The sequence below is a fragment of the Sphingomonas sp. CFBP 8765 genome, from assembly GCF_014841445.1.
GTDB lineage: Bacteria > Pseudomonadota > Alphaproteobacteria > Sphingomonadales > Sphingomonadaceae > Sphingomonas > Sphingomonas aerolata.
In genome coordinates this window covers 455,226-480,452 of record NZ_JACYTY010000003.1, presented here as the reverse complement: position 1 = coordinate 480,452, position 25,227 = coordinate 455,226, and the positions used below count along the sequence as shown (strand labels likewise).

The window sequence follows — 25,227 nt, the reverse complement described above, 5'->3', positions numbered from 1 at the left end:
ACCCCGAACCGTGACGTCACCCCGGCCTTCGCCGGGGTGGCGCCATGCTTATGGCTGTCAGGCGCTACGCCCGACCAACGATGCCAGCTTCTTCAATTTCGGTGCGACCATCGGTACGCTCAGCATCGTGCTCGCCAGCGCCATCAGCAGCAGGGCGGTGAAGGTTTCGTTGGTGATGATCGCCTTGTCGAGCAGGATGTTGACGAAGATGATCATGATCAGCGCCTTGGTCTGAAGCAGCCAGCCGATCGCTGATGCCTCGCCCGGGTGCCATTTGAGGATCCGCCCGGCGGCGTGAACGCCCGCCAGCTTGCCGCCGACCGAGGCGAACAACAGCAATGCGGCGGCGGCGAACACCGCAATCCCGCCGACCGCCCACTGCGTCTTCAGGCCGGTCGACAGGAAGAACACCGGCATCACCGCGAGCAGCACGAAGCGGCGGAAGTCGTCCATTCGGGCCTGGTCGAACCATTTCGCGTCGAGCACCGCGCCCGACAGGAACGCGCCGACCATGAAATGCAGACCCGCCCAGTCCGCGGCGAACCCGCAGCCGGCGAGCCAGATCAGGCTGACATACCAGCGATCGCGCTCAGGGATCCGCGCCATCAGCCGGCGGATCAGCAGGGTGGCGACCGCGAAGCCGATCAGAAAGCCCGCCTGCCGGCCAACCCGCTCCCAATCGAGCAGGATCAGCGCGAGCACGCCCCAGATCGCGATATCGTCGAGGCTGGCATAGCGCAGGATGCGCTGGCCGATCGGCTCACGCAGGACCTCGAGCTTTTCGAGGAACAGTACGAGGATCGGCAGCGCGGTGACCGCGCACGCCATGCCGATGCCGAGAATGACCTGCCACCGCGCGCCCGACACGCCCGCCCAGCCGGGATAGCGCAGCATCAGCACGGCGGCGATGCTGCCGGTCGCGAGCGGCACTGCCAGCGCGAGGCCGGCGGTGACCGCGGTCTCGCGGCGATGTCGCCATGCCGCACCGAGATCGAGCTCGATCCCTGCGACCCACACGAACATCATCACCGCCCACCAGGCGACGCCGTTCAGCGAGCCGATTGTCGCAGGCGTGAAGACCGTCGCATAATAATCGGGGAAGAGCGCGCCGAGCACGCCCGGTCCGAGCAGTATGCCGCCGACGATCTGCACCACGACCAGCGGTGCCCAGTAATCGGTCCGGCCCAGCCGCCAGACCAGATAGGGGACGCTGAAGATGATGAGCATCGCAAGGAGGAAGACCTCCGTCGGTGTCATGGCGTGCATGCATTCCCCCTCTCGCGCAGTCGGGGCCCCCCGCCGGCTTTATGCTGCGGGGTGGTATGCGGCCGGGCAGGCGGCGGCAATATGCTTCGGTACGGTCGAACCGGTGTCGATCCGTTTGCAGGCTGCGCCATTGCGGGACGTAGGGCGGGCCCCCGCTATCGGCAGCCGGGACGCATCCGCGCTAAGGACGGGGCGTGGCGGCGCAATCGTGGCTGGCCTATGAGGGAGTGCCCTGCTTGAACCGATCGCTCTTATTACTCGTGCTGGTTGCCGCGTCCGCCTCGGCCCAGGCGCCGGTGGGCCGCGCGTCGCCCTTTACCGTCGACGGGCAGGGTTTTGCGACGTTGCAGGAGGCTGTGTCGTCGATCCGGCTCGGCACCGCGACGATCCTGATCGCGCCGGGTACCTACCGGCAATGCGCGGTGCAGGCGGGCGGGCGGATCACCTTCAAGGCGGTGGAGCCGGGCACCGCGATCTTCGAAGGCGTGGCGTGTGAGGAGAAGGCGGCACTGGTGTTGCGCGGGCAGGGATCGGTCGTCGATGGCCTGGTCTTTCGTGGCTACAGCGTCCCCGACGGCAATGGCGCGGGGATCCGCACCGAGATGGGGGACCTCAGCGTCGTCAACGCGATGTTCCTCGACAGCCAGGAGGGCATCCTCGGTGGTGAGCCGAGCGGGCAGCGGATCACGATCGACCGGTCGACCTTTTCGGGGCTCGGCCAGTGCGACCAGTCGCCCAGCTGTTCGCATGCCGTGTATCTGGCGAACCAGGGCAGCGTGACGATCACCCGCTCGCGGTTCGAGCGCGGGACCGGCGGGCATTACGTCAAGCTGCGCGTGCCGACCGTCTCGATCACCGACAACAGCTTCGACGACAGCGCGGGGCGCAAGACCAACTACATGATCGACCTGCCCGAAGGCGCGACCGGGCTGATCGCGCGCAACACCTTCGTGCAGGGACGGCAGAAGGAAAACCACACCGGGCTGATCGTCGTCGCGGCGGAGGCGAAGACCTATCGCTCGACCGGGTTGCGCGTCGAGGACAATGACGCGCGACTGGCGCCGGGCGATGCGACCAGCCCGGCGTTCCTGGCGGATTACAGCCATGACCGGCTGGCGCTCGGGGCGAACCGGCTGGGGCCGGGGTTGCGGGCGTTCGAGACGCGGTAGTTTTTGGAAGAGCCGTCGGGAAAAGTGGGCCGGTAGCACCGCGTCCACACCCCCCGTCATCCCAGCTTTCGCTGGGATGACGGAAGGGGCGGGGTGGCGAGCCCCCTCAATTCGAGCAGGTGCTCGCCGCGCCCGCGTCGAGGTCGAGGCAGCGGCCGTCGAGCCCCGATACCGGCAGGCCGATTGTCGCGGCGAGCGTTGGCACGATGTCGACGGTTTCCACAGACAGCGGCTGTTCGAACCCGGCGATCCCCTTGCGCCAGAACAGCATCGGCACGCGGCGGTCATAATCCCAGGGGCTGCCGTGCGTCTCGACATAGCCGCCGGCGGGCGACACGATCGTCGTCACGCGCGGCTTGAGGAGCGTGACGAACTGGCCCGAGCGGCCCTCGGCATAGGAGGCGCGCGCGCGTTCGATCAGCGTCCAGGTCTCGGGCGGGGTGGTCGGCATCGGCGTCGCCATGATCTCGGCAGCCGAGAAGGCGGCGGCGACCTGCGGCAGCGCGCGATAGCGGCGCAGCGCCTCGGTCAGCACCCTGGCGCGTGTCTTGGCGGGCAGCGCATCGTCGATATAGACGTCGCCCTCGGTCCCAAGCAGGACGCTGCCGGGCAGGCCCAGATCCTTGGCGATCGCGGTGCCGACCTGCTTGGCGAGCACATTCTCGTCCATATGCGCCTCCATCGGCATCGCGCGCTGCTGCTGCCGCTCGGTCGCGTCGTGCGCGCCGTGATCCGCGGTCAGCACGACCTCGTAATCCACGCCGGTCTCGTCCAGCACCGCGAAGAAGCCGCCGAGCGTCTTGTCGAGCTCGGCCATCTGGATGCACATCTCGGACCCCTGCGTGCCGTAGGTGTGGCCGATATAATCGGTCGCCGACGCGCCGATGTCGATGATGTCGGTCTGCGGCCCCTGGCCGAGCTTCATGTCCTGGACCAGCGCGGCGGCCATTGCGAACACCGCGGCATCGGACGCGGGCGACACGCGGAAGCCCTTGGCGTCGCCCGCCTCGCGCTCAAAGCGGCCTTGGCCGTACGTCTTGCCTGCGATCACGATCGGGTGGTTCACGCCCGTGCAATAATCGGGCAGCGGCAGCGCGGCCTGGGGCAGCGCGATCAGCCTGGCGACCGCGGTGCGCGTGCGCTGCACAGCCGGCGGTACCGCGCGGCCCGCATAGGAGACATAGGTCTTGCCGTCCCACCACCAGAGCTCGTCGACCTTGTGGCCGCCCATCATCACCGCCGCACGATCCTTGCCCGCGACCGACACCGAGCGGGTGCGCGGATCGCGCGCCTTCATCATCTCGCCGAGCGTCGGTACCTTCAGGTGCATGTCGGACACGGTGTAGCTGTCATGCGTGCTGCCGGCGACGCGCTCGTCCTCCGAGCAATAGACGATCTTGTCGGGGCGGCCGGCGCGCTGGTCGACCCAGTTGTTTGCGATGATCCCGGTATGCGCGGGACGCATGCCCGTCAGGATGGTCGAGTGGCCGGGGCAGGTCTCGGTCGCGGCATGGCTCTGATAGCCGCTCGGAAACACCACCCCGTTCAGCAGGCGGGTGAAGCCACCGGTGAAGTGGTTGCGATATTGCTGGAACAGGTCGGCGGCGAACTGGTCGACCGAGATCGCCACGATCAGCTTGGGCGGCGTGGCGGGCGTCGGTGCCGCAACCGCCGGGGCCGGGGCCGGGGCCGGAGCGGTCTGCGCGGACGCGGTCACGGACGCGGCCGGGGTCAGGAGCAACGCGGCGATAAGTGCTTTCACGGACAGTCCTTTGACGAGCAGCAGCATGACTGCTTTCGGATGTAATGCGATGTCGTCCTCGCTATGGCTGTGGCCGATGAACGAAACAAGGATGGCCATGCGCAGTTTACGTTGCGTGCTGATGACGATGCTGCTCGCGCTGTGCAGCCTCGTGGCGACGCCGGCGCTGGCGGACTCGCTCAACGGGTCGAGCCGGCATCTGAGCATGCGCCTCGTTGCCGAAAGCGACCATCCGAAAGCGGGCGCACCGCTGACCATCGCGATTGCAACGACTCCCGATATGGGCTGGCACGGCTATTGGGCCAATCCAGGCGATGCGGGGTTTCCCGCGACGTTCGACTGGACACTCCCGCGCGGGGCGACGGCGGGGCAGCCCGAATGGCCCGTCCCGACGACGCTGCTCATCGCGGGGCTGATGAACTATGTCTACGAGGCGCCCTATGCGCCGCTCGTCACGATCCAGGTGCCGGCGGGGCTGGCGGCGGGCGCCAAGCTCCCGATCCGGCTGAAGACGTCCTATCTGGTCTGTTCGGCGACGATCTGCGTGCCCGAGGAGCAGGCGCTCTCGCTCGACCTGACGATCGGTGACGGCGCGCCGTCGCAGGCGAGCGCCTTTGCCGGCTGGCGGCGGGCGATCCCCAAGCCGCTCGATGCGGGCGCGACCTATGCGGTCGACCAGGGCGTGCTGCGCGTCGCGGTGCCGTTCCCCGCCGGGGCTAGGGCGCAGGACGCCTATTTCTTCCCGCTCACCACCGGCGTGATCGACAATGGCGCGCGCCAGACCGTGTCGCGGTCGGGCGATACGCTGACGATCGCGACGCGACTGGCGGCCAATGGCAAGGCCAATGCGCCGATCGAGGGTGTGCTGCGGATCGGCGACGCGCAGGGGCTCGCGGTCAGCGCCGCGCCCGGGGTCGTTGCGGCGGGGCCATCGGATGATGCGGGCGGGCTGTGGGCGACCGCACTGGCGGCGTTTGCGGGCGCGGTGCTCGGCGGGCTGATCCTCAACATCATGCCCTGCGTCTTCCCGATCCTGAGCCTGAAGGCGCTCAGCCTCGCGCGCGGTGGCGCCAGCGAACGCGAGGCGCGGCACGAGGCCCTGGCCTATACCGCGGGCGTCGTGCTGGTGTGCCTCGGCCTTGGCGCGGCGATCCTCGCGCTGCGTGCGGGCGGGTCTGCGGTCGGCTGGGCGTTCCAGTTGCAGCATCCCGCGGCGATCATCGTGCTGCTGCTGCTGAGCACCGCGATCGCGTTCAATCTGGCCGGGCTGTTCGAGGTGCCGACGCCGCGGTTCGCGGGCGAGAGCGGTGCGAGCGGTGCGTTTGCGACCGGTGCGCTGGCCGCATTCATCGCGACGCCGTGCACCGGGCCGTTCATGGGTGCAGCGCTGGGCGCGGCGCTCGTGCTGCCCTGGCCCGCGGCGATGGCGGTGTTCGCCGGGCTGGGACTCGGGCTGTCGCTGCCGTTTCTCGCGATCGGCTTCGTGCCGGCGTGGCGGCGCTGGCTGCCCAAGCCCGGCGCGTGGATGGAGACGTTCCGGCATGTCCTGTCGGTGCCGATGTTCCTGACCGCGATCGCACTCGCCTGGGTGCTGGGGCGCCAGACCGGCGTCGACAGCCTGACGCTCGCGCTCGTCGCGGTGCTGGCGATCGGCGCGGTGCTGTGGGTCGGCGGCACCCGGCAGCGCAAGGGCAAGGCGTTCGGCGCAGCGACGCTTGCCGCGCTGGCGATCGTGTTCGTCGGCAGCGCGGTCGTCATCGCCCGCGCGCCGCCGGCCGCGGCCAAGACGGCGGTCGCCGGCGACGAGGCGTTCAGCGAGGCGAAGCTTGCCGCGCTGCGCGCCGAGAAGCGCGGCGTGTTCGTCTATTTCACCGCCGACTGGTGCCTGACGTGCAAGGTCAACGAGAAGGCGGCGATCGAGACCGCCACGGTTCGCGACGCGTTCGCCAAGAACAAGGTCGCGGTGCTGATCGGCGACTGGACCGATGGCGACCCGGTCATGGGCCGCTTCATCGAGGCGCATAACCGTGCCGGCGTGCCGCTCTATCTCTATTATGCGCCGGGGGCGGCCGAGCCGACCGTCCTGCCGCAGGTCCTCACCCCGGCGCTGCTGGCGGGGCTGGGCGTCTAATCCGGCTTGTGCAGCGCGGTGAAGCGTTGCAGCATGGAACCGCAACGCTTGATGGGGAATTTACCATTTCGATGGGGAAACAAGCGTTCGACGAAATCATGGGGGCACCGGGCGATACCCGTGTCCGTCCCGAACTTGCCGCCTTGGGCCGCTGGATCGAGGAGACGCCCGACGCCGAGTTGCGGCGTCGCCAGCAGGCGGCTGAAACGACGTTTCGGCAGCTCGGCATTACCTTTGCCGTCTATGGCGAGAACGAGGCGGCCGAGCGGATCATTCCGTTCGACATCGTCCCGCGGGTCTTCCTGCATGACGAATGGACGCGGCTTTCCGAAGGGCTCGTCCAGCGTGTCGAGGCGATCAATGCGTTCCTCGAGGATATCTATGGCGAACGCCGCATCCTGAAGGAAGGGATCCTCCCCGAGGATCTCGTCATGGGCAATGCGCAGTTCCGTCCCGAAATCGCCGGGATGCGCCCGCCGCACGGGGTCTGGGCGCATATCTGCGGGATCGATCTGGTACGCACCGGACCCGACGACTTTTTCGTGCTCGAGGACAATGCGCGGACGCCCTCGGGGGTCAGCTACATGCTCGAGAATCGCGAGGCGATGCTGCGGCTCTGCCCCGAGCTGTTCCGCGAGTTTCGCGTCGCGGCGGTCGACAGCTATCCCGACCGGCTGCTTGAGACGATGAAGTCGGTTGCGCCGCACGGCGTCAGCGCACCGACCTGCGTCGTGCTGACGCCGGGGCATTATAACTCGGCCTATTACGAGCACAGCTTCCTCGCCGATACGATGGGCGTCGAGCTGGTCGAGGCGGCCGATCTGGTGGTCGACGACGATGTCGTATGGATGCGGACGATCGCGGGGCGCGTGAAGGTCGACGTGATCTATCGCCGGATCGACGACGATTATCTCGACCCGCTGGTCTTCCGTCCCGACAGCGCGCTCGGCGTGCCGGGGCTGATCGCGGCCTATGCCGCGGGCAATGTCGCGATCATCAACGCGCCGGGCAACGGCATCGCCGACGACAAGGCGATCTACAGCTACATGCCCGACATCGTGAAATTCTATTCAGGCGGCGAGTGCAAGTTGCCCAATGTCGAGACGTGGCGGTGCCGCGAGCCCCAGGCGCTGAAATATGTCCTCGACAATCTTGAGGACGTCGTCGTCAAGCTGGTCGACGGTTCGGGCGGCTATGGCATGCTGGTCGGCCCGACCGCGACGAAGCAGGAGATCGAGGATTTCCGTGCCGCGCTGATCGCCGAGCCGCATCGCTATATCGCGCAACCGACGCTCGCGCTGTCGACCGTACCGACGATGGCCGAATCCGGGCTGTGCCCGCGGCATGTCGATTTCCGGCCGTTTGTGCTGACCGGGTCGAAGGGCGTCCAGGTCGTGCCTGGCGGGCTGACCCGCGTCGCGCTGAAGCAGGGATCGTTGGTTGTGAATTCAAGCCAGGGTGGCGGCACGAAGGACAGCTTCGTCCTGATGGCGGATCAATCGCAGCGCATGGGGGGGGGCGGCATGACGCAGACGCTGGGCGGGATGACGCAGACCCTCGGCGAAGGCATGCCCGGGCCGGAGGCACAGTCCTGATGCTGTCGAGGACCGCCTCGTCCCTCTATTGGCTGGGACGCTATTTCGAACGTGCCGATTTCATCGCGCGGTTGGTCGAGGCGACGGTGCGCCTCGACGTGCTGTCGTCGCAGCCTGCGGGCGAGGCGGCCTGGGCATCGGCGCTGGCGGTCACCGAGACCGACGAGGCCTTTGCCAAGACCGGGGTGCCGGTCGGGCAGCGCGACGTGGTGCGCTTTCTCACGCTCGACGCCAGCCATCCGGGATCGATCGTCCGCTGCCTCGACATGGCGCGCAACAATGCCAAGGCGGTGCGGACCGCGCTGACGCGGGAATCATGGACCGCGATCAACCGTGCGTGGCTGTTGTTCGAAAACCGCGCGACCCCCGGCAGCACGACCGCGCAGCTCAACCTGGTCGAGGCGGTCAAGACCGAGACGCGCGGGTTCGAAGGTGCGATCCACCGCATGCTGCGCAATCAGACGACCTGGTTCATCCGGCTGGGCCAGGCGGTCGAGCGCGCGGACAACACCGCGCGGCTGCTCGACGTCAAATATCATATCCTCCTTCCGGAGGGACAGAAGCTGGGCGGCGCGATCGATCGCGACCAGTGGACGACCATATTGCAGACCGTGTCGGCGGTGACCGCCTATCGCTGGATGTACAATGACGGCCTTCGGCCGGCCGACGTGATCGATTTGTTGCTGGCGCGTGCGGAGTTGCCGCGTAGTCTTGCAGCCTCGGTCGAGGAGACGGTGGACGTGCTCAATCTGCTTGCGAAACGCACCGGCCAGCATGGCGAGGCGGACCGGATGGCGCGGCTTCGTGCCTCGCGGCTGGGGCGAACCCGATCCGGCGAGGTGATCGCATCGGGCTTGCACCAGTATCTGCAGGCCTTCATCCAGGAAAATGCGCTGCTCCACGGCGCGATCGGCCGGCAGTTCAAGTTCCTTTGATGCGGTTGTCGGTCGATCACCGCACGATCTATCGCTTCACCGAGCCGCAAAGCCGCCTCGTCCAGATGCTCCGCATGACCCCGCAGAACACGCATGATCAGACGGTCGCGCAGTGGCGGATCGATATCGATTGCGATGCCCGGCTGCGGCAGGGGCGCGACGGGTTCGGCAATGCCATCACGATGCTCTATATCGACGGCCCGATCGACGGGATCGAGATCGATGTCACGGGCGAGGTGTTGACCAGCCATTCCGACGGCGTCGTCCACGGCGCCTATGAGGTGCTGCCGCCGGCGTTGTTCCTCCGGCCGACCGAGACCACTGCGCAGGACAAGGCCATTGCCGATTTCGCCGCACGCGTCGCGACGCCCGCGCAGGGCCGGATCGGCGCGCTGCACCGGGTGAACGAGGCGTTGCACGAACGCTTTGCCGCCAATCCCGGCCGTCCCGAGCCAAATCTCGGCGCGGCGGCGGCGTTCCGGCTCGACAGCGCCACCTCGCGGGACTTTGCGCAGATGTTCATCGTCGCCGCACGTTCGCTGGGGGCGCCGGCGCGCTATGTGTCGGGCTATCTTTTGACAGAACGCGAGGACGATCACCGTCCGACGCCGCATGGCTGGGCGGAGGCGCATGTCGACGGGCTGGGCTGGATCGGGTTCGACCCGTTCACCGGCGACTGTCCAGAAGAGCATCACGTCCGGGTTGCGGTCGCCCTCGATGCCGCAGGGGCCGCGCCGGTGGCAGGATCGCGGCTCGGCGAGGGCGGCGAGCGGCTGGAGGTCGATGTCGTCGTGTCGCGGGATGATCAGTGACCGTCGGCGGCTAGTCCTTACCCTGCCCGGGGCCCTGCCCGGGGCCGTGCCCGGGGGCGGCCGCCAGCAGGTCATCCTCGCTCAGGCGGCTCCATCCGCCCGGGCCGAGCGCCTCGATCGGGCGGTACCGGATCTTGTATTCCATCCGGCCCGATCCCTTCACCCAATAGCCCAGATAGACATAGGGTAGCCCCGCACCGCGTGCGCGCAGGATGTGGTCGATGATGATGTAGTTGCCGAAGCCCGGCCGCGATGCGTCGTCCGCCGCGAAGAAGCTGTAGATCATCGACAGCCCGTCGGCCTGGCGATCGGTGAGGCAGGCGCCGACCAGCCGGCCGGGGGCACCGCCGATGCCCGGTTCGCGATACTCGACGATCAGCGAGTCGACGGGTGAATGCTCGACCATGTCGGCATAATCGTCCTCGTCCATCCCCGCCATGCCGCCGTCCGGATGACGCGCCGACAGATAGCGGCGCAGCAGCTGGAACTGTTCGTCGGTCGCCCATGCGCGACAGACGGTCGCGGTGATGTCTCCGTGCCGCTTGAGCAATTTGCGCTGCGTCGCATTGGGCGTGAATTCCGGCGTCACGACACGGACCGACACACAGGCGCTGCAGCCGGTGCAACTCGGCCGATAGGCGACGCCCTGGCTCCGTCGAAACCCGATCCGGCTCAGCGCGTCGTTGAGCTCGACCGCATGCGGGCCGTTCAGCTCGGTGAAGACCTTCCGCTCCTCCCGATTGGGCAGATAGGGGCAGGGGCCGGGGCTGGTCACGAAGAACCGGGGAAACCGAAAAGGCGCAGTCATCACGAAGTGCCCCTCTCTCGGCTTCAGCGCTCTCAAGGCGCGGGCGGTATATGATTCCTGTGCGGGCCGCTGGAAAGTGGGGCGGCCCGCGGTGGTAAAAGAAATTCCGGCGGCGTTGGCCGGGGATCAGGCCAGTTCGACCGTGCTCGTCTCATAGCCCGCCGCCTTCAGCGCGGTGACCAGCCGATCGAGATGCGCGCGATCGCGGGCCTCGCATTCGATATCTGTGATCAGCCCCTTTGCCGGCAGCGTCGTAAAGACGCGCTGATGATACACCTCGATGATGTTCACCCGCTCCTGATCGAAGATCCGGGCGACGTTGTACAGCGCGCCGGGCTGATCCTGCAGGCGGATGCGCAATCGTGCGAGCCGGCCCGAGCGTGCGAGATCGCGCAGCAGGACGTTGGCGAGCAGCCGCGTGTCGATATTGCCGCCGCACAGGATGATCCCGACGGTGCGCCCCTTGAAGCGCTCGGGATGCTGGAGCAGCGCGGCGAGGCCGGCGGCACCGGCGCCCTCGACGACCGTCTTCTCGATCTGGAGCAGCAGGCTGACCGCCATCTCCAGGCTGCGCTCGCTGACCAGGACGATGTCCTCGACGAGTTCGGCGACCATTTTCGAGGTGATGCCGCCGGGCTCCTTGACCGCGATCCCCTCGGCCAGCGTGTCGCCGGCGCAGGGCATCGTCGTCCCGTTGATGCGGTTGTACATCGACGGGAACAGCTCGGCCTCGACGCCGACCACCTCGATCGCGTGACCGCCCTGCGCGGCGTTGGCCCGCGTCACGGTCGCGACGCCCGAGATCAGGCCGCCGCCGCCGATCGGGACGACCATCATGTCGATCTCGGGCACGTCCTCGAGCATCTCGATCGCGGTCGTGCCCTGGCCGGCAATGACGCGGGCGTCGTCGAAGGGATGGACGAAGGTGAAGCCGCATTCGCCCTCGAGGATGCGGGCATGCGCATAGGCGGCGTCGAAGGTGTCGCCGAACAGCACGACCTTGGCGCCATGCCCTTCGGTCTGCGTGACCTTCACGGTCGGCGTGTTGGTCGGCATGACGATCGTCGCAGGGATGCCGAGCCGGTTGGCGTGATAGGCAAGACCCTGTGCGTGATTGCCCGCCGACGCGGCGATCACGCCCTTCGCGCACGCCTCGGGCGACAGCTGCAACAGCGTGTTGAGCGCGCCGCGTTCCTTGTAGGCCGCGGTGAACTGAAGATTCTCGAACTTCAGATAAACCGTCGCGCCGGTCATCTGGCTCAGCGTCCGGCTGATCAGCGTCGGCGTGCGGACGATCGAGGCGCGGATCCGGTCATGCGCGGCGCGGACGTCGTCGATGGACACGGGAAGGGTGGGTGCCGCTACGGCAGCGAGGGTAGCCATAGGCGTTGCGCTAGACCATCTGGCGCGCAGGGGAAACACCGCTTATGCGCTTGATCCATGGCAAAACTGGCATTCATCGGGACTGGCGTGATGGGCGCGCCGATGGCGGGGCATCTCGTCGCGGCAGGGCACGACGTCACCGTCTATAATCGCTCCCAGGCCAAGGCTTTGGCATGGGCCGATAAATATGGCGGATCGGTCGCCGACACGCCGGCTCTGGCAGCACGCGATGCGGATGCGGTGTTCACCTGTGTCGGCAATGACGATGATCTTGCCGCGGTAACATTGGGTGAGGACGGCGCGTTCGCGGCGATGCGCGACGACGCGGTGTTCGTCGACCATACGACCGTGTCCGCCGCGATCGCCCGGCGGCTGGCGAAGGCGCGCGCGTTCGCCGTCGATGCGCCGGTGTCGGGCGGGCAGGCGGGTGCCGAGAACGGCACATTGTCGATCATGTGCGGCGGTTCCGCCGACGCCATGGCGAAGGCCGAGCCGTATATGCAGGCCTATGCCGCGCGCATCGTGCATGTCGGCGACGCGGGCGCGGGCCAGACGACCAAGATGTGCAACCAGATCGCGATCGCCGGGGTGATCCAGGGCGTGTCCGAATCGATCCGCTTCGCGCAGAATGCCGGGCTCGACCTCGACAAGGTGTTCGAGGCGATTTCGGGCGGCGCGGCGCAGAGCTGGCAGATGGTCAATCGCTGGCCGACGATGGCGAAGGAAGATTTCGACTTCGGCTTTGCGGTCGACTGGATGCGCAAGGATCTGGGGCTCGCGCTCGACGAGGCGCGGCGCAACGGTGCCGTTCTGCCGGTCGCGGCGCTGGTCGATCAATTCTATGCCGATGTGCAGGCCATGGGCGGCGCGCGGCAGGATACGAGTGCGTTGGTGCGGAGATTGCCGAAGTGAAGCCTGTCCTGTTCGCAAGTGCCGCCCTGTCGCTGTTCGCCACCCCGGCGCTGGCCGACGGGATCGTCGACAACGTCAACGGCCTGACCATCACCGAGGGCGGCAAGATCGTCCGGTTCAAGGCGATCCTGGTCGACAAGGACGGCCGCGTGACCCGGCTGGTGCCGCCGGGGGAGGAGCCCCCCAAGCTCAGCCGCAAGGAATTGAAGAAGAACGCGGGCAAGCCGCTCTATGACTGGCGCACCGACATGGGCGGCAAGACCGTGCTGCCCGGCTTCGTCGATGCGCATGGCCATGTGATCGAGCTCGGCTTCGGCGCGCTGTCGCTCGATCTGTCGGCAGCGACCTCGCTCGACGACGCAAAGTCGCGGATCGCCGCCTATGTCGCGGCCAATCCCGATCGCAAATGGGTGCTCGGCCGCGGCTGGAACCAGGAAGCCTGGGGGCTCGGGCGGTTCCCGACCGCCGCGGATCTCGACTCGGTGTCGGGCGGCCATCCGATCTGGCTGTCGCGCGCGGACGGCCATGCCGGCTGGGCGAACAGCGTCGCGATGCGCGAGGCGGGGGTCACCGGTGCCACGGTCGCCCCGGCGGGCGGGCGGATCGAGAAGAGCGGCGGCGCGCCGTCGGGCGTGTTCGTCGATGCCGCGCAATCGCTGGTCGAGAAGGTCGTGCCGCAACCGCTGCCCAAGGAGCGCGATGCGGCCTTCCTTACTGCTCAGCGGATCCTGCTCGGGTACGGCGTCACCGCGGTCGCCGACATGGGCACCACGCTCGACGACTGGCTGACCTATCGCCGGATGGCGGATATCGGCGGGTTGCGCGTCCGGATCATGAGCTATGCGCTGGGGGTCGAGACCGCTGGGCGGATCGGCGGCAAGGGGCCGACGCCGTGGCTGTATGACGACCATCTGCGGATGGGCGGGGTGAAGCTCTATGCCGATGGCGCGCTCGGCTCGCGCGGCGCGTGGTTGCTGAAACCCTATGCCGATGCACCGGGGCAGACCGGGCTGGGCTTCCTGACCGATGCGCAGCTCCAGAACCAGATGAGCCGCGCGGCGATGGACGGGTTCCAGGTCGCGGTGCATGCAATCGGCGATCGCGCGGACCAGCAGGTGCTCGACGCGATCCAGGTCGAGAGCGAGACCTACAAGGGCGACCGGCGCTGGCGTGTCGAGCATGCGCAGATCGTCGATCCCGCCGACCTGCCGCGCTTCGGCAAGTTCGGCACGATCGCCTCGATGCAGCCCACCCACCAGACCAGCGACCGGACGATGGCGGAAGCGCGGCTCGGACCGGGGCGGCTGACCGGCGCCTATGCGTGGAAGTCGATGCTGGCGAACGGATCGAAGCTCGCCTTTGGTACCGATTTCCCGGTCGAGAAGCCCGATCCGTTCGCCACCTGGGCCGCCGCATTTACGCGGCAGGATGCGAACGGCCAGCCGCAGGGCGGGTGGCAGCCGCAGGAGCTCATCTCGCGCGAACAGGCGTGGTGGGCGATGACGGGCGCCGCCGCCTATGCGGGGTTTGCGGAAACGAAGTTCGGTGCGCTCGCCGCCGGGCAGCGCGCAGACTTCATCGTCGTCGACCGCGATCCGATGATCGCTTCGCCGACCGAACTGCGCGCGATCAAGGTTGCCGAGACTTGGGTCGGCGGCGAGAAGGTCTGGGTTCGGAAATAGCCGGCCGGTAGCGTCAAAGGTCGCCGCTGGCATCCTTCGATGCGCGCGCGTTGATCCGCGCCCAGACCGCCTTGTGTTCGGCCTTCGCGTAGAGCGCAGCCCGTTGGCGGGGCGGTGCGGCTGCGAGAGTGGTCGGCAGGTCGGGGAAAGTCGCCAGGACGAGCCGCAACCGCGCCTCGCGCTCGCGTTGCATCGTCGGCGTGATCGACGGGGGCGAAATGTTCGTGCGCGGCGTCCAGCCGGGATTTCCGGGAAACGGCGCGCTGGTACCTATTAAGCCGCTAGGGCCAGGGACGCCAAGTTGCGCAGAAGCGGCCGCAGAACAGGCAATCAGTCCGACGGCGAGCAGGATAGTTTTCATGGAACACCTCCGATGAAGACTAAACTGACACCATCAGGCAAGGTTGCAAGCCTAAACCTGTGGAGTGAAGCGGCGCGACCTTGGACTTTGGGTCGCGCAGCCGAGCAGATCAGGCGACTTGCGCTTCGACCATCTCATCGGGTTCGCGCAGGACATAGCCGCGGCCCCAGACGGTCTCGATGTAGTTTTCGCCATCGCACGCTAGGCTGAGCTTCTTCCGCAGCTTGCAGATGAAGACGTCGATGATCTTGAGTTCAGGTTCGTCCATCCCGCCATAGAGGTGGTTGAGGAACATTTCCTTGGTCAGCGTGGTGCCCTTGCGCAGCGAGAGCAGCTCGAGCATCGCATATTCCTTGCCGGTCAGGTGAACGCGGCTGCCATCGACCTCGACCGTCTTGGCATCGAGGTTCACGGCGAGCTTGCCAGTGCGGATGACCGACTGCGAATGGCCCTTCGAGCGGCGCACAACGGCATGGATCCGCGCGACGAGTTCCTCGCGGTGGAACGGCTTGGTGACGTAATCGTCCGCGCCGAACCCGAAGCTGCGAACCTTGGAGTCCATTTCGTTGACGCCCGACAGGATCAACACCGGCGTCGCAACACGCGCAACACGAAGACGCTTCAGAACATCATAGCCGTGCATGTCGGGCAAGTTCAGATCGAGCAGGATGATGTCGTAATCATACAGCTTGCCAAGATCGAGGCCCTCTTCGCCCAGATCGGTGATGTACACGTTGAAGCCCTCGGTCGTGAGCATAAGCTCAATGGCCTTGGCGGTGGTAGGCTCATCCTCGATCAGCAGCACGCGCATGGGTTGTCCCCCGTTTAGCGAAAACGCCAGCCCCTGCTAAGCGATCCGCCGTTGATTCATTAACCAAAGAACATCTGAAAGCAAAAGGTTAATTCCGTCTTAAATGAGAGCGTTATACGAACTCTTGGTACGGAACCGACCGAAACTCCGTGATCAGACCCCGGGAACCGAGTCGCGGCGCGGGCTCACGTCTTTGCCGGGTCGAGCGTGTGCCAGGCAAACCCGTCGCGCGCGAGCAGTTCGTCTGCCGCCGCCGGTCCGGTCGTACCCGCGGCGTAAGTGTCGGGTGCGCCTTCGCTTGCCCATGCGTCGAGGAACGGCTGGACCGCGGCCCATCCCGCCTCGATCGCGTCGGCGCGCTGGAACAGCGTCTGGTCGCCCGCGAACAGATCGTGGATCAGCGACTCATACCCGGTCATCGCGCCGATATCGAACGAGTCGGCATAGCGGAAAACCAGCGCGATCGGCGCGGTGTCGACCTCGAGCCCGGGGCGCTTGATATTGATATCCATGCTGAGCCCCTCGTCGGGCTGGATCTGGATGATCAGGCGGTTCGGCGGCAGCTTCTCGGCGGCGGTCGCGTGAAACTGTGCGAACGGCACGGGCTTGAAGGTGATCACGACCTCGGTATCGCGAATCTCCATCGCCTTGCCGGTGCGCAGGTAGAAGGGCACGCCCGCCCAGCGCCACGTGTCGACCATCAGCTTCAATGCGACATAGGTCTCGGTGGTGCTGTCGGGGGCAATGTCGGGCGATGCGGTGAAGGCGGGGATGGCGCGCTCGCCGATCGTCCCCGCACCATAGGCGCCGCGGACGCCGTTGCGGCGCGCCTTGGCGGGCGAATAAGCCCGAACGGCTTTCAGCACCTTGCCCTTTTCGTTGCGGATGGCCTCCGCGTCGAAACTCGCAGGGGGTTCCATCGCGACCATCGCCAGCAACTGGAACAGATGGTTCGGGACCATGTCGCGCAATGCGCCCGTCGCGTCGTAGAACGCACCGCGCGTGCCGACGTCGACGGTCTCGGCGGCGGTGATCTGGACATGCGCGATGCAGTCGGCATTCCAGACCCGCTCGATCATCATGTTCGCAAAGCGTGCGGTCATGATGTTCTGGACGGTTTCCTTGCCGAGGAAATGGTCGATGCGGTAGATCTGCGTCTCGGCGACGTGCGACAGGATGCGCGCGTTCAGCGCCTGCGCGGAAGCGAGGTCGTGGCCGAACGGCTTCTCGATCGCGATCCGGCGAAACGCGGATTTGCTTTCATGCGTCAGCCCGTTGGCCGCGAGCCGATCGACGATGTCGCCGAAGAACCGCGCGGGCACCGCGAGATAGAAGGCGGCGTTGCCCGATAGCCGGTCGCTCAGCCGTGCATAGACGTCGTCCTGTGTGAAATCGCCCTGCATATACTGGACGCGCGCCTGCAACCGGTCCCAGGCGGCCTCCTGCTCGGGCGAGGCATGCGCCGTGGTAGCGCTGGCGCGAAAGATGGCGAGCGCGGTGCGCAGCGTGTCGTCGTCGCCGGGTTCGATACCGATCCCGAGGACCGAAAAATCGTCACCGATCATGCCCAGCCGGGTCATGTTGGTCAGCGCCGGCATCAGCAACCGGCGGGTCAGGTCGCCCATCGCACCGAAGATGACGAGCGTGGTCGGCGGGGCGGGATGGATCGCGCCGGTCATGCGCGGCGGGTCCGGGGCGCGGTCTGGTAGGGGAGCATCGACATCCTTCCGTGGTGACGCAGAGCAATAGCCTGGCGACGGGCATTGTTCCGTCGGGCTCAACCTGCGCGGTTCAGCCGGGGTCGCGAAGCCGCGCGCCGAGGAACGCGATGAGCGCTTCGACCCGGGCCGGGCGGAGCGGGCTGGGTGGGGTGAGCAGGTGGAGGCCGATTGGCGCGGGCGCCCAGTCATCGAGCAGCGTCACCAGCGCACCGGACGCGAGCTGCGCCTCGATGATGAAATGGGGCAGCCGCGCGATGCCGAGACCGGCGACGAGCGCCGGGACGACCGCCTCGCCGCTATTGGCGGTGAGCTGACCCTGCAGCCGCACCGAAACGTCGCTTTCGCCGGCGCGCTGAAACCGCCAGGGACCGACGACGTTCGAATAGCCGATCAGGCGGTGTTCGCCGAGCTGCGCGGGATGCGTCGGCGTTCCGTGCGCCGCCAGATAGGCAGGCGCGGCGACGGTGTGCGCCTGGATGCTGCACAGCCGTCGCGCGCGCAGCGAACTGTCAGGCAGCTCGGCGATCCGCAGCGCCACGTCGAACCCTTCGGCGACGATGTCGACTCGCGAGTCGGACAGATGCAGGTCGATCTCGATGCCGGGATGCGCGGCCAGGAACTCGGCCAGCAGCGGCGCGACATTGGTGATCCCGAAACTCATCGGCGCCGCCAGTCGGACGCGCCCTGTCGGCGCGCTTGCGGCATCGTTCGCCGACTCCTCCGCCAGCCGCGCTTCGCCCAGGATCCGCGCGGCATGTTCGGCGAGTGGCTTGCCCGCCTCGGTCAGCGCGAGCCGGCGCGAGGTGCGATGAAACAGCGACTGGCCGAGATGCGCCTCGAGCCGGGTGATCGCCTTCGATACGGTCGCCTTGCTCAGTCCGATCGCGTCGGCGGCGGCGCTGAACGAGCGATGTTCGACGACGCTGGCAAAGATCGCCCAGGCTTCGAGGTCGGGAAGGCGCATCATTCACTCTCCGCAGCGGTCACGTTTGCTAGCAATCGAAACGATCGGTTTCCAGCGTTTCTATTTACGGTGCGATGCCAGTGTCTATCTTGGTGGCAACAAGTGGAGACCTCTGATGACGACCACGACTCTCAACACCGTAGACCGCCGCCCCTTCGACAGCCTGGGCCATGCCGATCATGGCTGGCTGAATGCGCGGCATCATTTCTCGTTTGCGAGCTATTATGACCCCGCCCGGATGGGATGGGGCGCGATCCGCGTCTGGAACGACGATCAGATCGCCGCCAATTCGGGCTTCCCGCCGCATCCGCATCAGGACATGGAGATCATCACCTATGTCCGCAGCGGCGCGATCACGCATCAGGACTCGCTCGGCAACAAGGGCCGCACCGAGGCCGGCGACGTCCAGGTGATGAGTGCCGGTTCGGGCGTCCGCCATGCCGAGTATAATCTGGAGCCCGAGACGACGACGATCTTCCAGATCTGGATCGAGCCCAGCCGCAAGGGTGGTTCGCCGAGCTGGGGTGCAAAGCCGTTCCCCAAGGGCGAGCGCTCGGGGCAGTTCGTGACGCTGGCAAGCGGCTTTGCCGATGACGGCGACGCGCTGCCGATTCGCGCGAATGCGCGGGTGCTGGCCGCGACGCTGAAGGCGGGCGACAGTGTCGACTATGCTGTGGGCGAGGGGCGTCACGCCTATCTTGTCCCGGCGACCGGCGCGATCACGATCGACGACGAGACCATCAACACCCGCGACGGTGCGGCACTTTCGGGCGGCCGGACGGTGCGGATCACGGCACTCGACGAGGCCGAGATCGTTCTGGTGGATTCCGAGTAATTTTACCGATGATCCTATGACCATTCCGGCCTGTGCCGGGATGGTCTGCCCTTGAGGAGACTGACATGACCAAGGTTCTGGTTCTCTACTATTCGTCCTACGGCCATATCGAGCAGATGGCGGATGCCGTCGCCGAAGGCGCGCGCGCGGGCGGCGCGGAAGTCGACATCCGCCGGGTCGCCGAGACCGCACCGCAGGCGGTCGTCGAGTCGGCGCATTTCAAGACCGACAGCGCGCATGCCGAGATCGAGGGCCCCGATGCACTGAAGGACTATGACGCGATCATCGTCGGTGCACCGACCCGGTTCGGGCGGATGCCTGCGCAGATGGCGTCTTTCTGGGACACGACCGGTGGCCTGTGGTTCTCCGGCGCGCTGGTCGGCAAGGTCGGCGGTGCGTTCACCTCGACCGCGAGCCAGCATGGCGGGCAGGAGACGACGTTGTTCTCCATCCTGACCAACCTGCTCCATCACGGCATGACGATCGTCGGCTTGGACTATGGCTTCCAGGGGCAGATGGGCGTCGACGCGGTCAAGGGCGGCTCGCCCTACGGCGCGACGACGATCTCCGATGGCGATGGCAGCCGGATGCCGAGCAGCGTCGAACTCGACGGTGCGCGCTACCAGGGCAAGCGGATCGCCGAGACGGCCGCGAAGCTGAAGTAAGCGCGAACGATCCCTCGGGGCGACCGGGGGGATCAGCGCTTGCGGCGTTTGCCCTTTTCGGACGGAAGCGCCGGGACGGGCGCGGCCGGCACCGCGGGTGCGACGACCGGCGGGGGCGCGGGCGGCAGGATCGCCGGGTCGGCGGGATAGAGCCGCCGCGCCCTGGCGAACACGAAGCGCGCCTTTGCCGCGCCGGGTGCATCGGCGGTCGCGCCGACCCAGCGCCAGTGCCATGGCTCCCATTTGACGTTCTGCTTGTTCCCGCCGGGGAAGGATTGTTCGAATCCGAACCGCGTCGCGTTCGCGCGCAGCCAGCGCGCGGCGGGAGTTGCCGCCATGCACGCCTCGGCATCGCGACAGCCATTGGCTGGCCGGATGGCGAAGTCGACGACATAGCCAGTCGAATGTTCGCTATAGCCCGGCGGCGCGACCGAGATTGCGCGTTCGGCTGCCGATGTTTCCGACTCGCGGCAGAACACGCTGCGCTGCTGCGCGATCGAACGCTGGCACGACAGGCCGCGCAATTCCCCCATCACCGCCGGGTCTGATTTGGCCGCAGCGAGCAGGCGAAGCAGGTCGGGCAGCATGTCGCGGCGGACCACGCAGGTCTGGCGGACGCCGAAGTCGGACGGGGCGGCGACCAGCTCGGACGGGGCGGCGTCGCCGTAAGGCAGATGCCCGAATGCGCGACCATCGGCGGCGATCGCCGCGCTCTGTCCGGCGCAGAGTTGCGCATTGGCGGCGGCCGGGATCAGCAGCAATGAAAGAACTAGGGGGCTACGCAACATCGTGCGGGCTCTGGCATGCGGGCGCAGATGCTGGCAAGGGCGGCACATGCATGGTGAACGCGTACTTTTCCTCGACGGCGAGGCCCTGATCATCGACAAGCCCGCCGGGCTGCCGGTCGATCCTCCTCGTGACGGCTCGCTGAGCCTCGAGAATCATCTCGAAAGTCTCAAATTTGGATTCCAGCGCTGGCCGATGCCGGTGCACCGGCTCGATCGCGACACGAGCGGCTGCCTGCTGCTGTCGCGCAATCCCAAGGCGCATGCGCGGTTGCAGCAGGCGTTCGAGCAGGGCCTGGTCTCGAAGCGCTATCTGGCGGTGCTCGACGGTGTCCCTGCCGAGGAAACCGGAACGATCGACATGCCGCTCGGCAAGATCAGCAGCGCCGAAGAGGGCTGGCGGATGGTCGAGGACGCCAAGGGCAAGGCGGCGCGCACCGGCTGGCGCGTGCTCGCGACGCGCGATGGGCGCTCGCTGGTCGAATTCATCCCCCAGACCGGGCGGACGCACCAGATCCGTGTTCATGCCGCGCTGGGCCTCGGCGCAGCGGTCGTCGGGGATCCGGTCTATGGGCAGAAGGATCGCCTGGGCATGATGCTCCACGCGCAGCGGCTGGTTGTACCGCGGCCGGGCAAGGCCGATGTCGTCGGTATCGCGCCGCTGCCAGAACGGTTCGCGACCGCGGGCTTCGGCGAGGAACCGGGCGTCGAGGCGACGCCGTCCCCGCAGGACGCGTCCGCGCCGGATCCGCGTCCCGAACCCGATAATGGCTGACGTGATCGACGCCTCCCTGCTTGAGGGGGCGATCGAGGAGAAGTTCCTCGCGGCCTCGGGGCCGGGCGGGCAGAACGTCAACAAGGTGGCGACCGCGTGCCAGTTGCGCGTCGACATATTCGCGCTGGGCCTGCACCCCGAAACCTATCGCCGGCTGAAGCTGGTCGCGGGCAGCCGGATGACCGCGGCGGGGGTGCTTGTCATCACAGCGCGTCGGTTTCGCACGCAGGAGGCCAATCGCGCCGATGCGCGCGACCGCGTGCTCGAACTGATCGCGCAGGCGCAGCACCGCGACGCGCACCGGGTCAAGACCAAGCCGTCCAGGGCCGCCAAGGCACGGCGGGTGGATACGAAGAAGGTCCGCAGTTCGGTCAAGGCCGGGCGCGGGCGGGTTCGCGAAGACTAACCGCAGACAAGAGGCGACGATGTACCAGTTCGATATTTCCGGCGGTTCGAAGGCCGATCTGTACCGCGACCTGCTCGCGGCGCTCGACGCGCTGACCGTGGACGAGCGCGATCCGATCGCGAACATGGCGAATGCGGCCGCGCTGGTCTGGGAATATCTGCCCGATCTCAACTGGGCGGGCTTCTATCGTGCGGTCGAGGGCGAGCTGGTCCTGGGGCCGTTCCAGGGCAAGGTCGCCTGTATCCGGATCGCGATGGGCAAGGGCGTGTGCGGCACTGCGGCGGCGGAGCGAACGACGCAGCTGGTCGAGGACGTCCATGCGTTTCCCGGGCATATCGCCTGCGACGCGGCGAGCCGGTCCGAGCTCGTCGTGCCGGTCGTCAGCGACGGCCGGTTGATCGGCGTGCTCGATCTCGACAGCCCCGAGCCGGCACGGTTCGATGCCGAGGATGCGGCCGGGTGCGAGGCGCTGGTCGCGTTGCTGGCGTCACGGATCGGCTGACCCCCTGACCTGACGCCTGCTCCGAATCGGGACCGGGTTGCGGCTGGCCGCGCTGGGGCGGCTTTGGTACGCACTGCGTCAGCATAGGACGCGGCCCTGGAGCGTGTCGTGCGTCAGGGGAGAAGATGTCATGCGCATGAAGGTGATCGTCGGTCTCGCACTGATCATGGCGGTGGCGGGCACGACGGCCGAGGCGCAGCGGCGTCCGGACGGGGCATCGCGGCCCGGTGCGACCTATTCCGTTCCTGCCCGCAGCGCGGTCAGCGTAAACCCGGAGCCCGCCGCGTCCAGCGACGCGCGCCGGGGCAGCAGCGTCGATGGTGGCTGGTCGGCCGGGGCGAACGCGCCGGGCGGCTGGAGCGGTTATCGTCGGCCGTACCGGGGTTGGGCGCTGCCGGCCTATTGGATCGCGCCCCGGTTCGGGATCGTCGACTGGCGCGACTATGGGTTGGCACCGCCGCCGCCGGGCTATCGCTGGACGCGCTATTTCGACGACGCGGTGCTGATCGATGCGCGGGGATCGATCTTCGATACGCGTACCGGGGTCGAATGGGACGGCGCGAATGGAGGCGATGCCGCCCCGCGCTATGACGTGCAAAGCTTCGACGGGCGGGCGGACGACCGGGTCTATGCCCGCCGCCAGCCGCGGCCGGTAACGCGGCGGACCTATGTGACGACCCGCGTCGAAGCGGCGCCGGACTTTGCGGGGGCCGCCTATCGCGACCAGCCATTGCCGCCCGTGCAGCAGCGTGGCGGGACATGGGTGTCGCCCGACGGGATGACCACCGTGACGACCACCGGCGGCGGCTATCCCGGCGGCACAGCCTATGCCGGCGACGGGACGACGACGGTCACCGTCCAGTCGGTGCCGGTCACGACGACCACGACGACGACCGAATATATCACCGAACCCGTGACCTACCGGCGGACGACCCCGCGTCGTGGACCGGGCCGGACGCGGGGCGGCACCCTGGGGTCGGCGCGCTAGCGCTCAGCGGCGGCGTTCGCGGCCCGCGAAGCTGACGACGCTCTCGCTGCCATCCGCGCCGAGTGCGGACACGCCGACGAAATGGTCGTCGACGGGGGTCTGGGCGAGCAGCGTCTCGGTGCCGGTGACGTCGCGCACGTCCTTCCAGTCCTGCGTGTCGTTGCGCCGCCAGCGGACGCGGTAGCCTGCCGCACCCGGAACCGCGGCCCATTTGACCTGGGTGTCGCGCGACAGGGCACCGGCGATCGATACGTCACCCGGTGCCGCGGGCGCGGCGGCGAGGCGGGCGAGCGTGGCGATGTTGATCGCGGTCACCTTGGCCAGATAGGGGAAGTCCATCCCGGCGATCGTGTCGCCATAGTCGACGCCGTTTTCGGTGCGCAGGTCCTGGTGCTGGCGATCCCAATTCTCCGCCGCGACCGAGAAGCGCACCGCGGGATAGCCGAGCTTCAGAAAGGGTTCGTGATCGCCGCCGCGGCCGAACCGGTCGGGGCGACGGTCGAGCATCACGTCGAGCCCGCCGGGAATCGTGCCCGCGACGCCGTCGATCGTCTTGGCGAGCGCGCGGCTGGGGCCATCGTCCTCGCCACCCTCGGCGCGACGACCGATCTGCGCGGCAAGGTCTTCGGATGCGCGAATGCCTTCGGAAAAGACGCGGACGCTCGACGCCATGCGGACGCCGCCCTGGCCGATCGTGTTGCCGACAATGTCGTTGTTGAGCATCGCGGTGACGGTCCAGCCGCGCGCCTTGGCGGTGTCGGCGAGCAGCTCGGCGCCCCACAGCCCCTGTTCCTCACCCGAAAAGACCGCATAGACGATGGTCGCGTCGAACTGCCGCTTTGACAGCGCGCGGGCGGCTTCGAGCACCAGCGCGACGCCCGACGCATTGTCGTTCGCGCCGGGCGCGTCGCTCGTCACGTTCATGACGTCGGTCACACGGCTGTCGATATGCGCGCCGACGATCACGACGCGATTCGGGTCGCGCCCCTTCTGGATGCCCAGCACGTCCTCGACATAGACGCCGGTCGGTGCGCGCGGACCCGACACGGTGCGGCCGATCCGCTCGACCGTGACGCAGCCGCCACAGGCGCGGCCGATCTCGGCGAAGCGCGCCGCAGCCCAGCTGCGTGCGGCGCCAATGCCGCGCTTCGGATCGGTGGTGGTCGATGCGGTGTGGCGCGTGCCGAACCCGACCATCGCGGTCACATCGGCCTTGAGGCGGGTGGCGGAGGGCGCGGGAAGCGCGGCGGCGGCTGCGGCGAGCAGCGGGAGGGCGAGGATCGGCATCGGCGTCACCGTGGCGGCTTCGGCCGGGGAGCTCAAGCGGGGAGTGTTGGATTCGCTTGGTTTAGCCCTTTGCCGCCGTCATCTCCCGCCGCCGTCAGCTGAGCCGGTCGATCGCCTCGCTGGTCAGCGACCCCGGGATGATCATGACCGGCACGGGCAGCGCACCCGCATCGGTGCCGGAAAAATGCGCGATCAGCGCACCCGGCGCACCGCTCGCCGCGGCGCCGAGCACCAGCGCGGCAATATTGGGGTTGGCAGCGATCATCTCGCGGATGATCTTGGGGCCTTCGCCCTCGCGCACGGTGATCGACGGGCGCAGATCCGATTCCTCAATCAGCGTGCCCGCCGCAGCCGCGACGAGGCCCTCGGCGTGGAGCCGCGCCTCCTCCTCGATCGTCGCCTGGACACCGCCGAACGCGATGAATTCCTGCGGCGGAATCAGCGTGAGGATCTCGACGCCGCCGCCGGTCTTCACCGCGCGTCGCGCCGCGAAGCGCAACGCGATACCGGCCTCGGGCGACTCGTCGATGACCACCAGATAGACACGCATCATATTCCCCTGTTTATCGGGCTTAGGTGCCGTGCAGATGCGGTTCGCGCAAGGGGAAGGCGGCTTCGCGGGGTTGACCCGGACGGGCGGGGGCGCGAGTAGGCATGCCGTTACGTAACGCC

24 protein-coding genes are annotated in these 25,227 nt (G+C 67.6%); 13 read left to right on the top strand and 11 right to left on the bottom strand.

Going from position 1 to position 25,227, the window contains the following annotated elements:
• Window positions 1-57: 57 nt before the first annotated feature.
• A complete protein-coding gene (locus tag IFT87_RS10800; protein ID WP_192008434.1) occupies window positions 58-1,266 on the bottom strand; it encodes a cation:proton antiporter in 1,209 nt (402 codons plus the stop codon).
• Window positions 1,267-1,502: 236 nt separating this feature from the next.
• Between IFT87_RS10800 and IFT87_RS10795 the strand changes: the two genes are divergently transcribed.
• A complete protein-coding gene (locus IFT87_RS10795) occupies window positions 1,503-2,435 on the top strand; it encodes a right-handed parallel beta-helix repeat-containing protein (RefSeq protein ID WP_192008433.1) in 933 nt (310 codons plus the stop codon).
• Between the two features lie 106 nt (window positions 2,436-2,541).
• On the opposite strand, the gene IFT87_RS10790 is transcribed toward IFT87_RS10795, so the two are convergent.
• Window positions 2,542-4,224, bottom strand: coding sequence for an alkaline phosphatase family protein (locus tag IFT87_RS10790; protein WP_192008524.1), 1,683 nt, complete (start codon window positions 4,222-4,224; stop codon window positions 2,542-2,544).
• Window positions 4,225-4,294: 70 nt separating this feature from the next.
• Here IFT87_RS10790 and IFT87_RS10785 point away from each other — a divergent pair, with 70 nt between their 5' ends.
• The 4 genes from IFT87_RS10785 (at window position 4,295) to IFT87_RS10770 (ending at window position 9,670) form a co-directional block, all read left to right on the top strand.
• Window positions 4,295-6,328 (top strand): protein-disulfide reductase DsbD family protein, encoded by a 2,034-nt coding sequence (locus IFT87_RS10785; protein WP_192008432.1) that lies wholly within the window; start codon window positions 4,295-4,297, stop codon window positions 6,326-6,328.
• Between the two features lie 71 nt (window positions 6,329-6,399).
• Window positions 6,400-7,923: a circularly permuted type 2 ATP-grasp protein gene (locus IFT87_RS10780; protein WP_192008431.1), complete on the top strand. Its 1,524-nt coding sequence runs from the start codon at window positions 6,400-6,402 to the stop codon at window positions 7,921-7,923.
• Window positions 7,923-8,858 carry an alpha-E domain-containing protein gene (locus IFT87_RS10775; protein ID WP_031439469.1) on the top strand — a complete coding sequence of 312 codons (936 nt, stop codon included), beginning with the start codon at window positions 7,923-7,925 and terminating at the stop codon, window positions 8,856-8,858. The genes IFT87_RS10780 and IFT87_RS10775 overlap by 1 nt, the downstream gene beginning before the upstream one ends.
• Complete coding sequence (locus tag IFT87_RS10770) at window positions 8,858-9,670, top strand: transglutaminase family protein (RefSeq protein WP_192008430.1); 813 nt, start codon at window positions 8,858-8,860, stop codon at window positions 9,668-9,670. The genes IFT87_RS10775 and IFT87_RS10770 overlap by 1 nt, the downstream gene beginning before the upstream one ends.
• A 10-nt stretch (window positions 9,671-9,680) precedes the next feature.
• Here IFT87_RS10770 and IFT87_RS10765 read toward each other — a convergent pair whose 3' ends face one another.
• Together IFT87_RS10765 and IFT87_RS10760 are read right to left on the bottom strand one after the other, a co-directional pair.
• Window positions 9,681-10,478, bottom strand: a complete 798-nt coding sequence (locus tag IFT87_RS10765; protein WP_192008429.1) for an arginyltransferase — start codon at window positions 10,476-10,478, stop codon at window positions 9,681-9,683.
• A gap of 126 nt (window positions 10,479-10,604) precedes the next feature.
• Window positions 10,605-11,861, bottom strand: a complete 1,257-nt coding sequence (locus IFT87_RS10760) for a threonine ammonia-lyase (protein WP_192008427.1) — start codon at window positions 11,859-11,861, stop codon at window positions 10,605-10,607.
• Window positions 11,862-11,918: 57 nt separating this feature from the next.
• Here IFT87_RS10760 and IFT87_RS10755 point away from each other — a divergent pair, with 57 nt between their 5' ends.
• Together IFT87_RS10755 and IFT87_RS10750 are read left to right on the top strand one after the other, a co-directional pair.
• Window positions 11,919-12,773, top strand: coding sequence for an NAD(P)-dependent oxidoreductase (locus tag IFT87_RS10755; RefSeq protein WP_037529931.1), 855 nt, complete (start codon window positions 11,919-11,921; stop codon window positions 12,771-12,773).
• On the top strand, window positions 12,770-14,455 hold the full coding sequence (locus IFT87_RS10750) for an amidohydrolase family protein (protein WP_192008426.1): 1,686 nt from the start codon (window positions 12,770-12,772) through the stop codon (window positions 14,453-14,455). Before IFT87_RS10755 ends, IFT87_RS10750 begins: the two co-directional genes overlap by 4 nt.
• Before the next feature lie 13 nt (window positions 14,456-14,468).
• On the opposite strand, the gene IFT87_RS10745 is transcribed toward IFT87_RS10750, so the two are convergent.
• From IFT87_RS10745 to IFT87_RS10730, 4 genes are all read right to left on the bottom strand, one after another.
• Entirely contained in the window at window positions 14,469-14,648 is a 180-nt protein-coding gene (locus tag IFT87_RS10745) for a hypothetical protein (RefSeq protein ID WP_156360320.1), read from the bottom strand.
• 277 nt (window positions 14,649-14,925) lie between these two features.
• Complete coding sequence (gene ctrA / locus IFT87_RS10740) at window positions 14,926-15,627, bottom strand: response regulator transcription factor CtrA (protein WP_031396653.1); 702 nt, start codon at window positions 15,625-15,627, stop codon at window positions 14,926-14,928.
• Window positions 15,628-15,812: 185 nt separating this feature from the next.
• The gene (gene zwf, locus IFT87_RS10735; RefSeq protein ID WP_192008425.1) at window positions 15,813-17,306 is read right to left on the bottom strand and encodes a glucose-6-phosphate dehydrogenase; all 1,494 of its coding nucleotides are present in this window, start codon (window positions 17,304-17,306) and stop codon (window positions 15,813-15,815) included.
• A gap of 112 nt (window positions 17,307-17,418) precedes the next feature.
• Window positions 17,419-18,312, bottom strand: coding sequence for a LysR family transcriptional regulator (locus IFT87_RS10730; protein WP_192008522.1), 894 nt, complete (start codon window positions 18,310-18,312; stop codon window positions 17,419-17,421).
• A gap of 115 nt (window positions 18,313-18,427) precedes the next feature.
• Between IFT87_RS10730 and IFT87_RS10725 the strand changes: the two genes are divergently transcribed.
• The gene (locus IFT87_RS10725; protein ID WP_031439462.1) at window positions 18,428-19,147 is read left to right on the top strand and encodes a pirin family protein; all 720 of its coding nucleotides are present in this window, start codon (window positions 18,428-18,430) and stop codon (window positions 19,145-19,147) included.
• A 65-nt stretch (window positions 19,148-19,212) separates the two neighbouring features.
• Window positions 19,213-19,812: an NAD(P)H:quinone oxidoreductase gene (wrbA, locus tag IFT87_RS10720; RefSeq protein ID WP_031439461.1), complete on the top strand. Its 600-nt coding sequence runs from the start codon at window positions 19,213-19,215 to the stop codon at window positions 19,810-19,812.
• Window positions 19,813-19,844: 32 nt separating this feature from the next.
• Here wrbA and IFT87_RS10715 read toward each other — a convergent pair whose 3' ends face one another.
• A complete protein-coding gene (locus IFT87_RS10715; RefSeq protein ID WP_192008424.1) occupies window positions 19,845-20,600 on the bottom strand; it encodes a M15 family metallopeptidase in 756 nt (251 codons plus the stop codon).
• A 46-nt stretch (window positions 20,601-20,646) separates the two neighbouring features.
• On the opposite strand from IFT87_RS10715, the gene IFT87_RS10710 reads away from it, so the two are divergent.
• The 4 genes from IFT87_RS10710 (at window position 20,647) to IFT87_RS10695 (ending at window position 23,268) form a co-directional block, all read left to right on the top strand.
• Complete coding sequence (locus IFT87_RS10710; RefSeq protein ID WP_042466529.1) at window positions 20,647-21,372, top strand: RluA family pseudouridine synthase; 726 nt, start codon at window positions 20,647-20,649, stop codon at window positions 21,370-21,372.
• Window positions 21,365-21,778, top strand: coding sequence for an alternative ribosome rescue aminoacyl-tRNA hydrolase ArfB (gene arfB, locus IFT87_RS10705; RefSeq protein WP_031394492.1), 414 nt, complete (start codon window positions 21,365-21,367; stop codon window positions 21,776-21,778). The genes IFT87_RS10710 and arfB overlap by 8 nt, the downstream gene beginning before the upstream one ends.
• A 19-nt stretch (window positions 21,779-21,797) precedes the next feature.
• Complete coding sequence (locus tag IFT87_RS10700) at window positions 21,798-22,280, top strand: GAF domain-containing protein (RefSeq protein ID WP_031439458.1); 483 nt, start codon at window positions 21,798-21,800, stop codon at window positions 22,278-22,280.
• 130 nt (window positions 22,281-22,410) lie between these two features.
• Window positions 22,411-23,268, top strand: a complete 858-nt coding sequence (locus IFT87_RS10695; protein WP_052149108.1) for an RcnB family protein — start codon at window positions 22,411-22,413, stop codon at window positions 23,266-23,268.
• 3 nt (window positions 23,269-23,271) lie between these two features.
• Here the strand turns inward: IFT87_RS10695 and IFT87_RS10690 are convergent, their stop codons facing one another.
• Window positions 23,272-24,555, bottom strand: a complete 1,284-nt coding sequence (locus IFT87_RS10690; protein ID WP_031439456.1) for a M20/M25/M40 family metallo-hydrolase — start codon at window positions 24,553-24,555, stop codon at window positions 23,272-23,274.
• A 94-nt stretch (window positions 24,556-24,649) separates the two neighbouring features.
• Window positions 24,650-25,105, bottom strand: a complete 456-nt coding sequence (locus tag IFT87_RS10685; RefSeq protein WP_031394497.1) for a universal stress protein — start codon at window positions 25,103-25,105, stop codon at window positions 24,650-24,652.
• Between the last annotated feature and the right edge of the window lie 122 nt (window positions 25,106-25,227).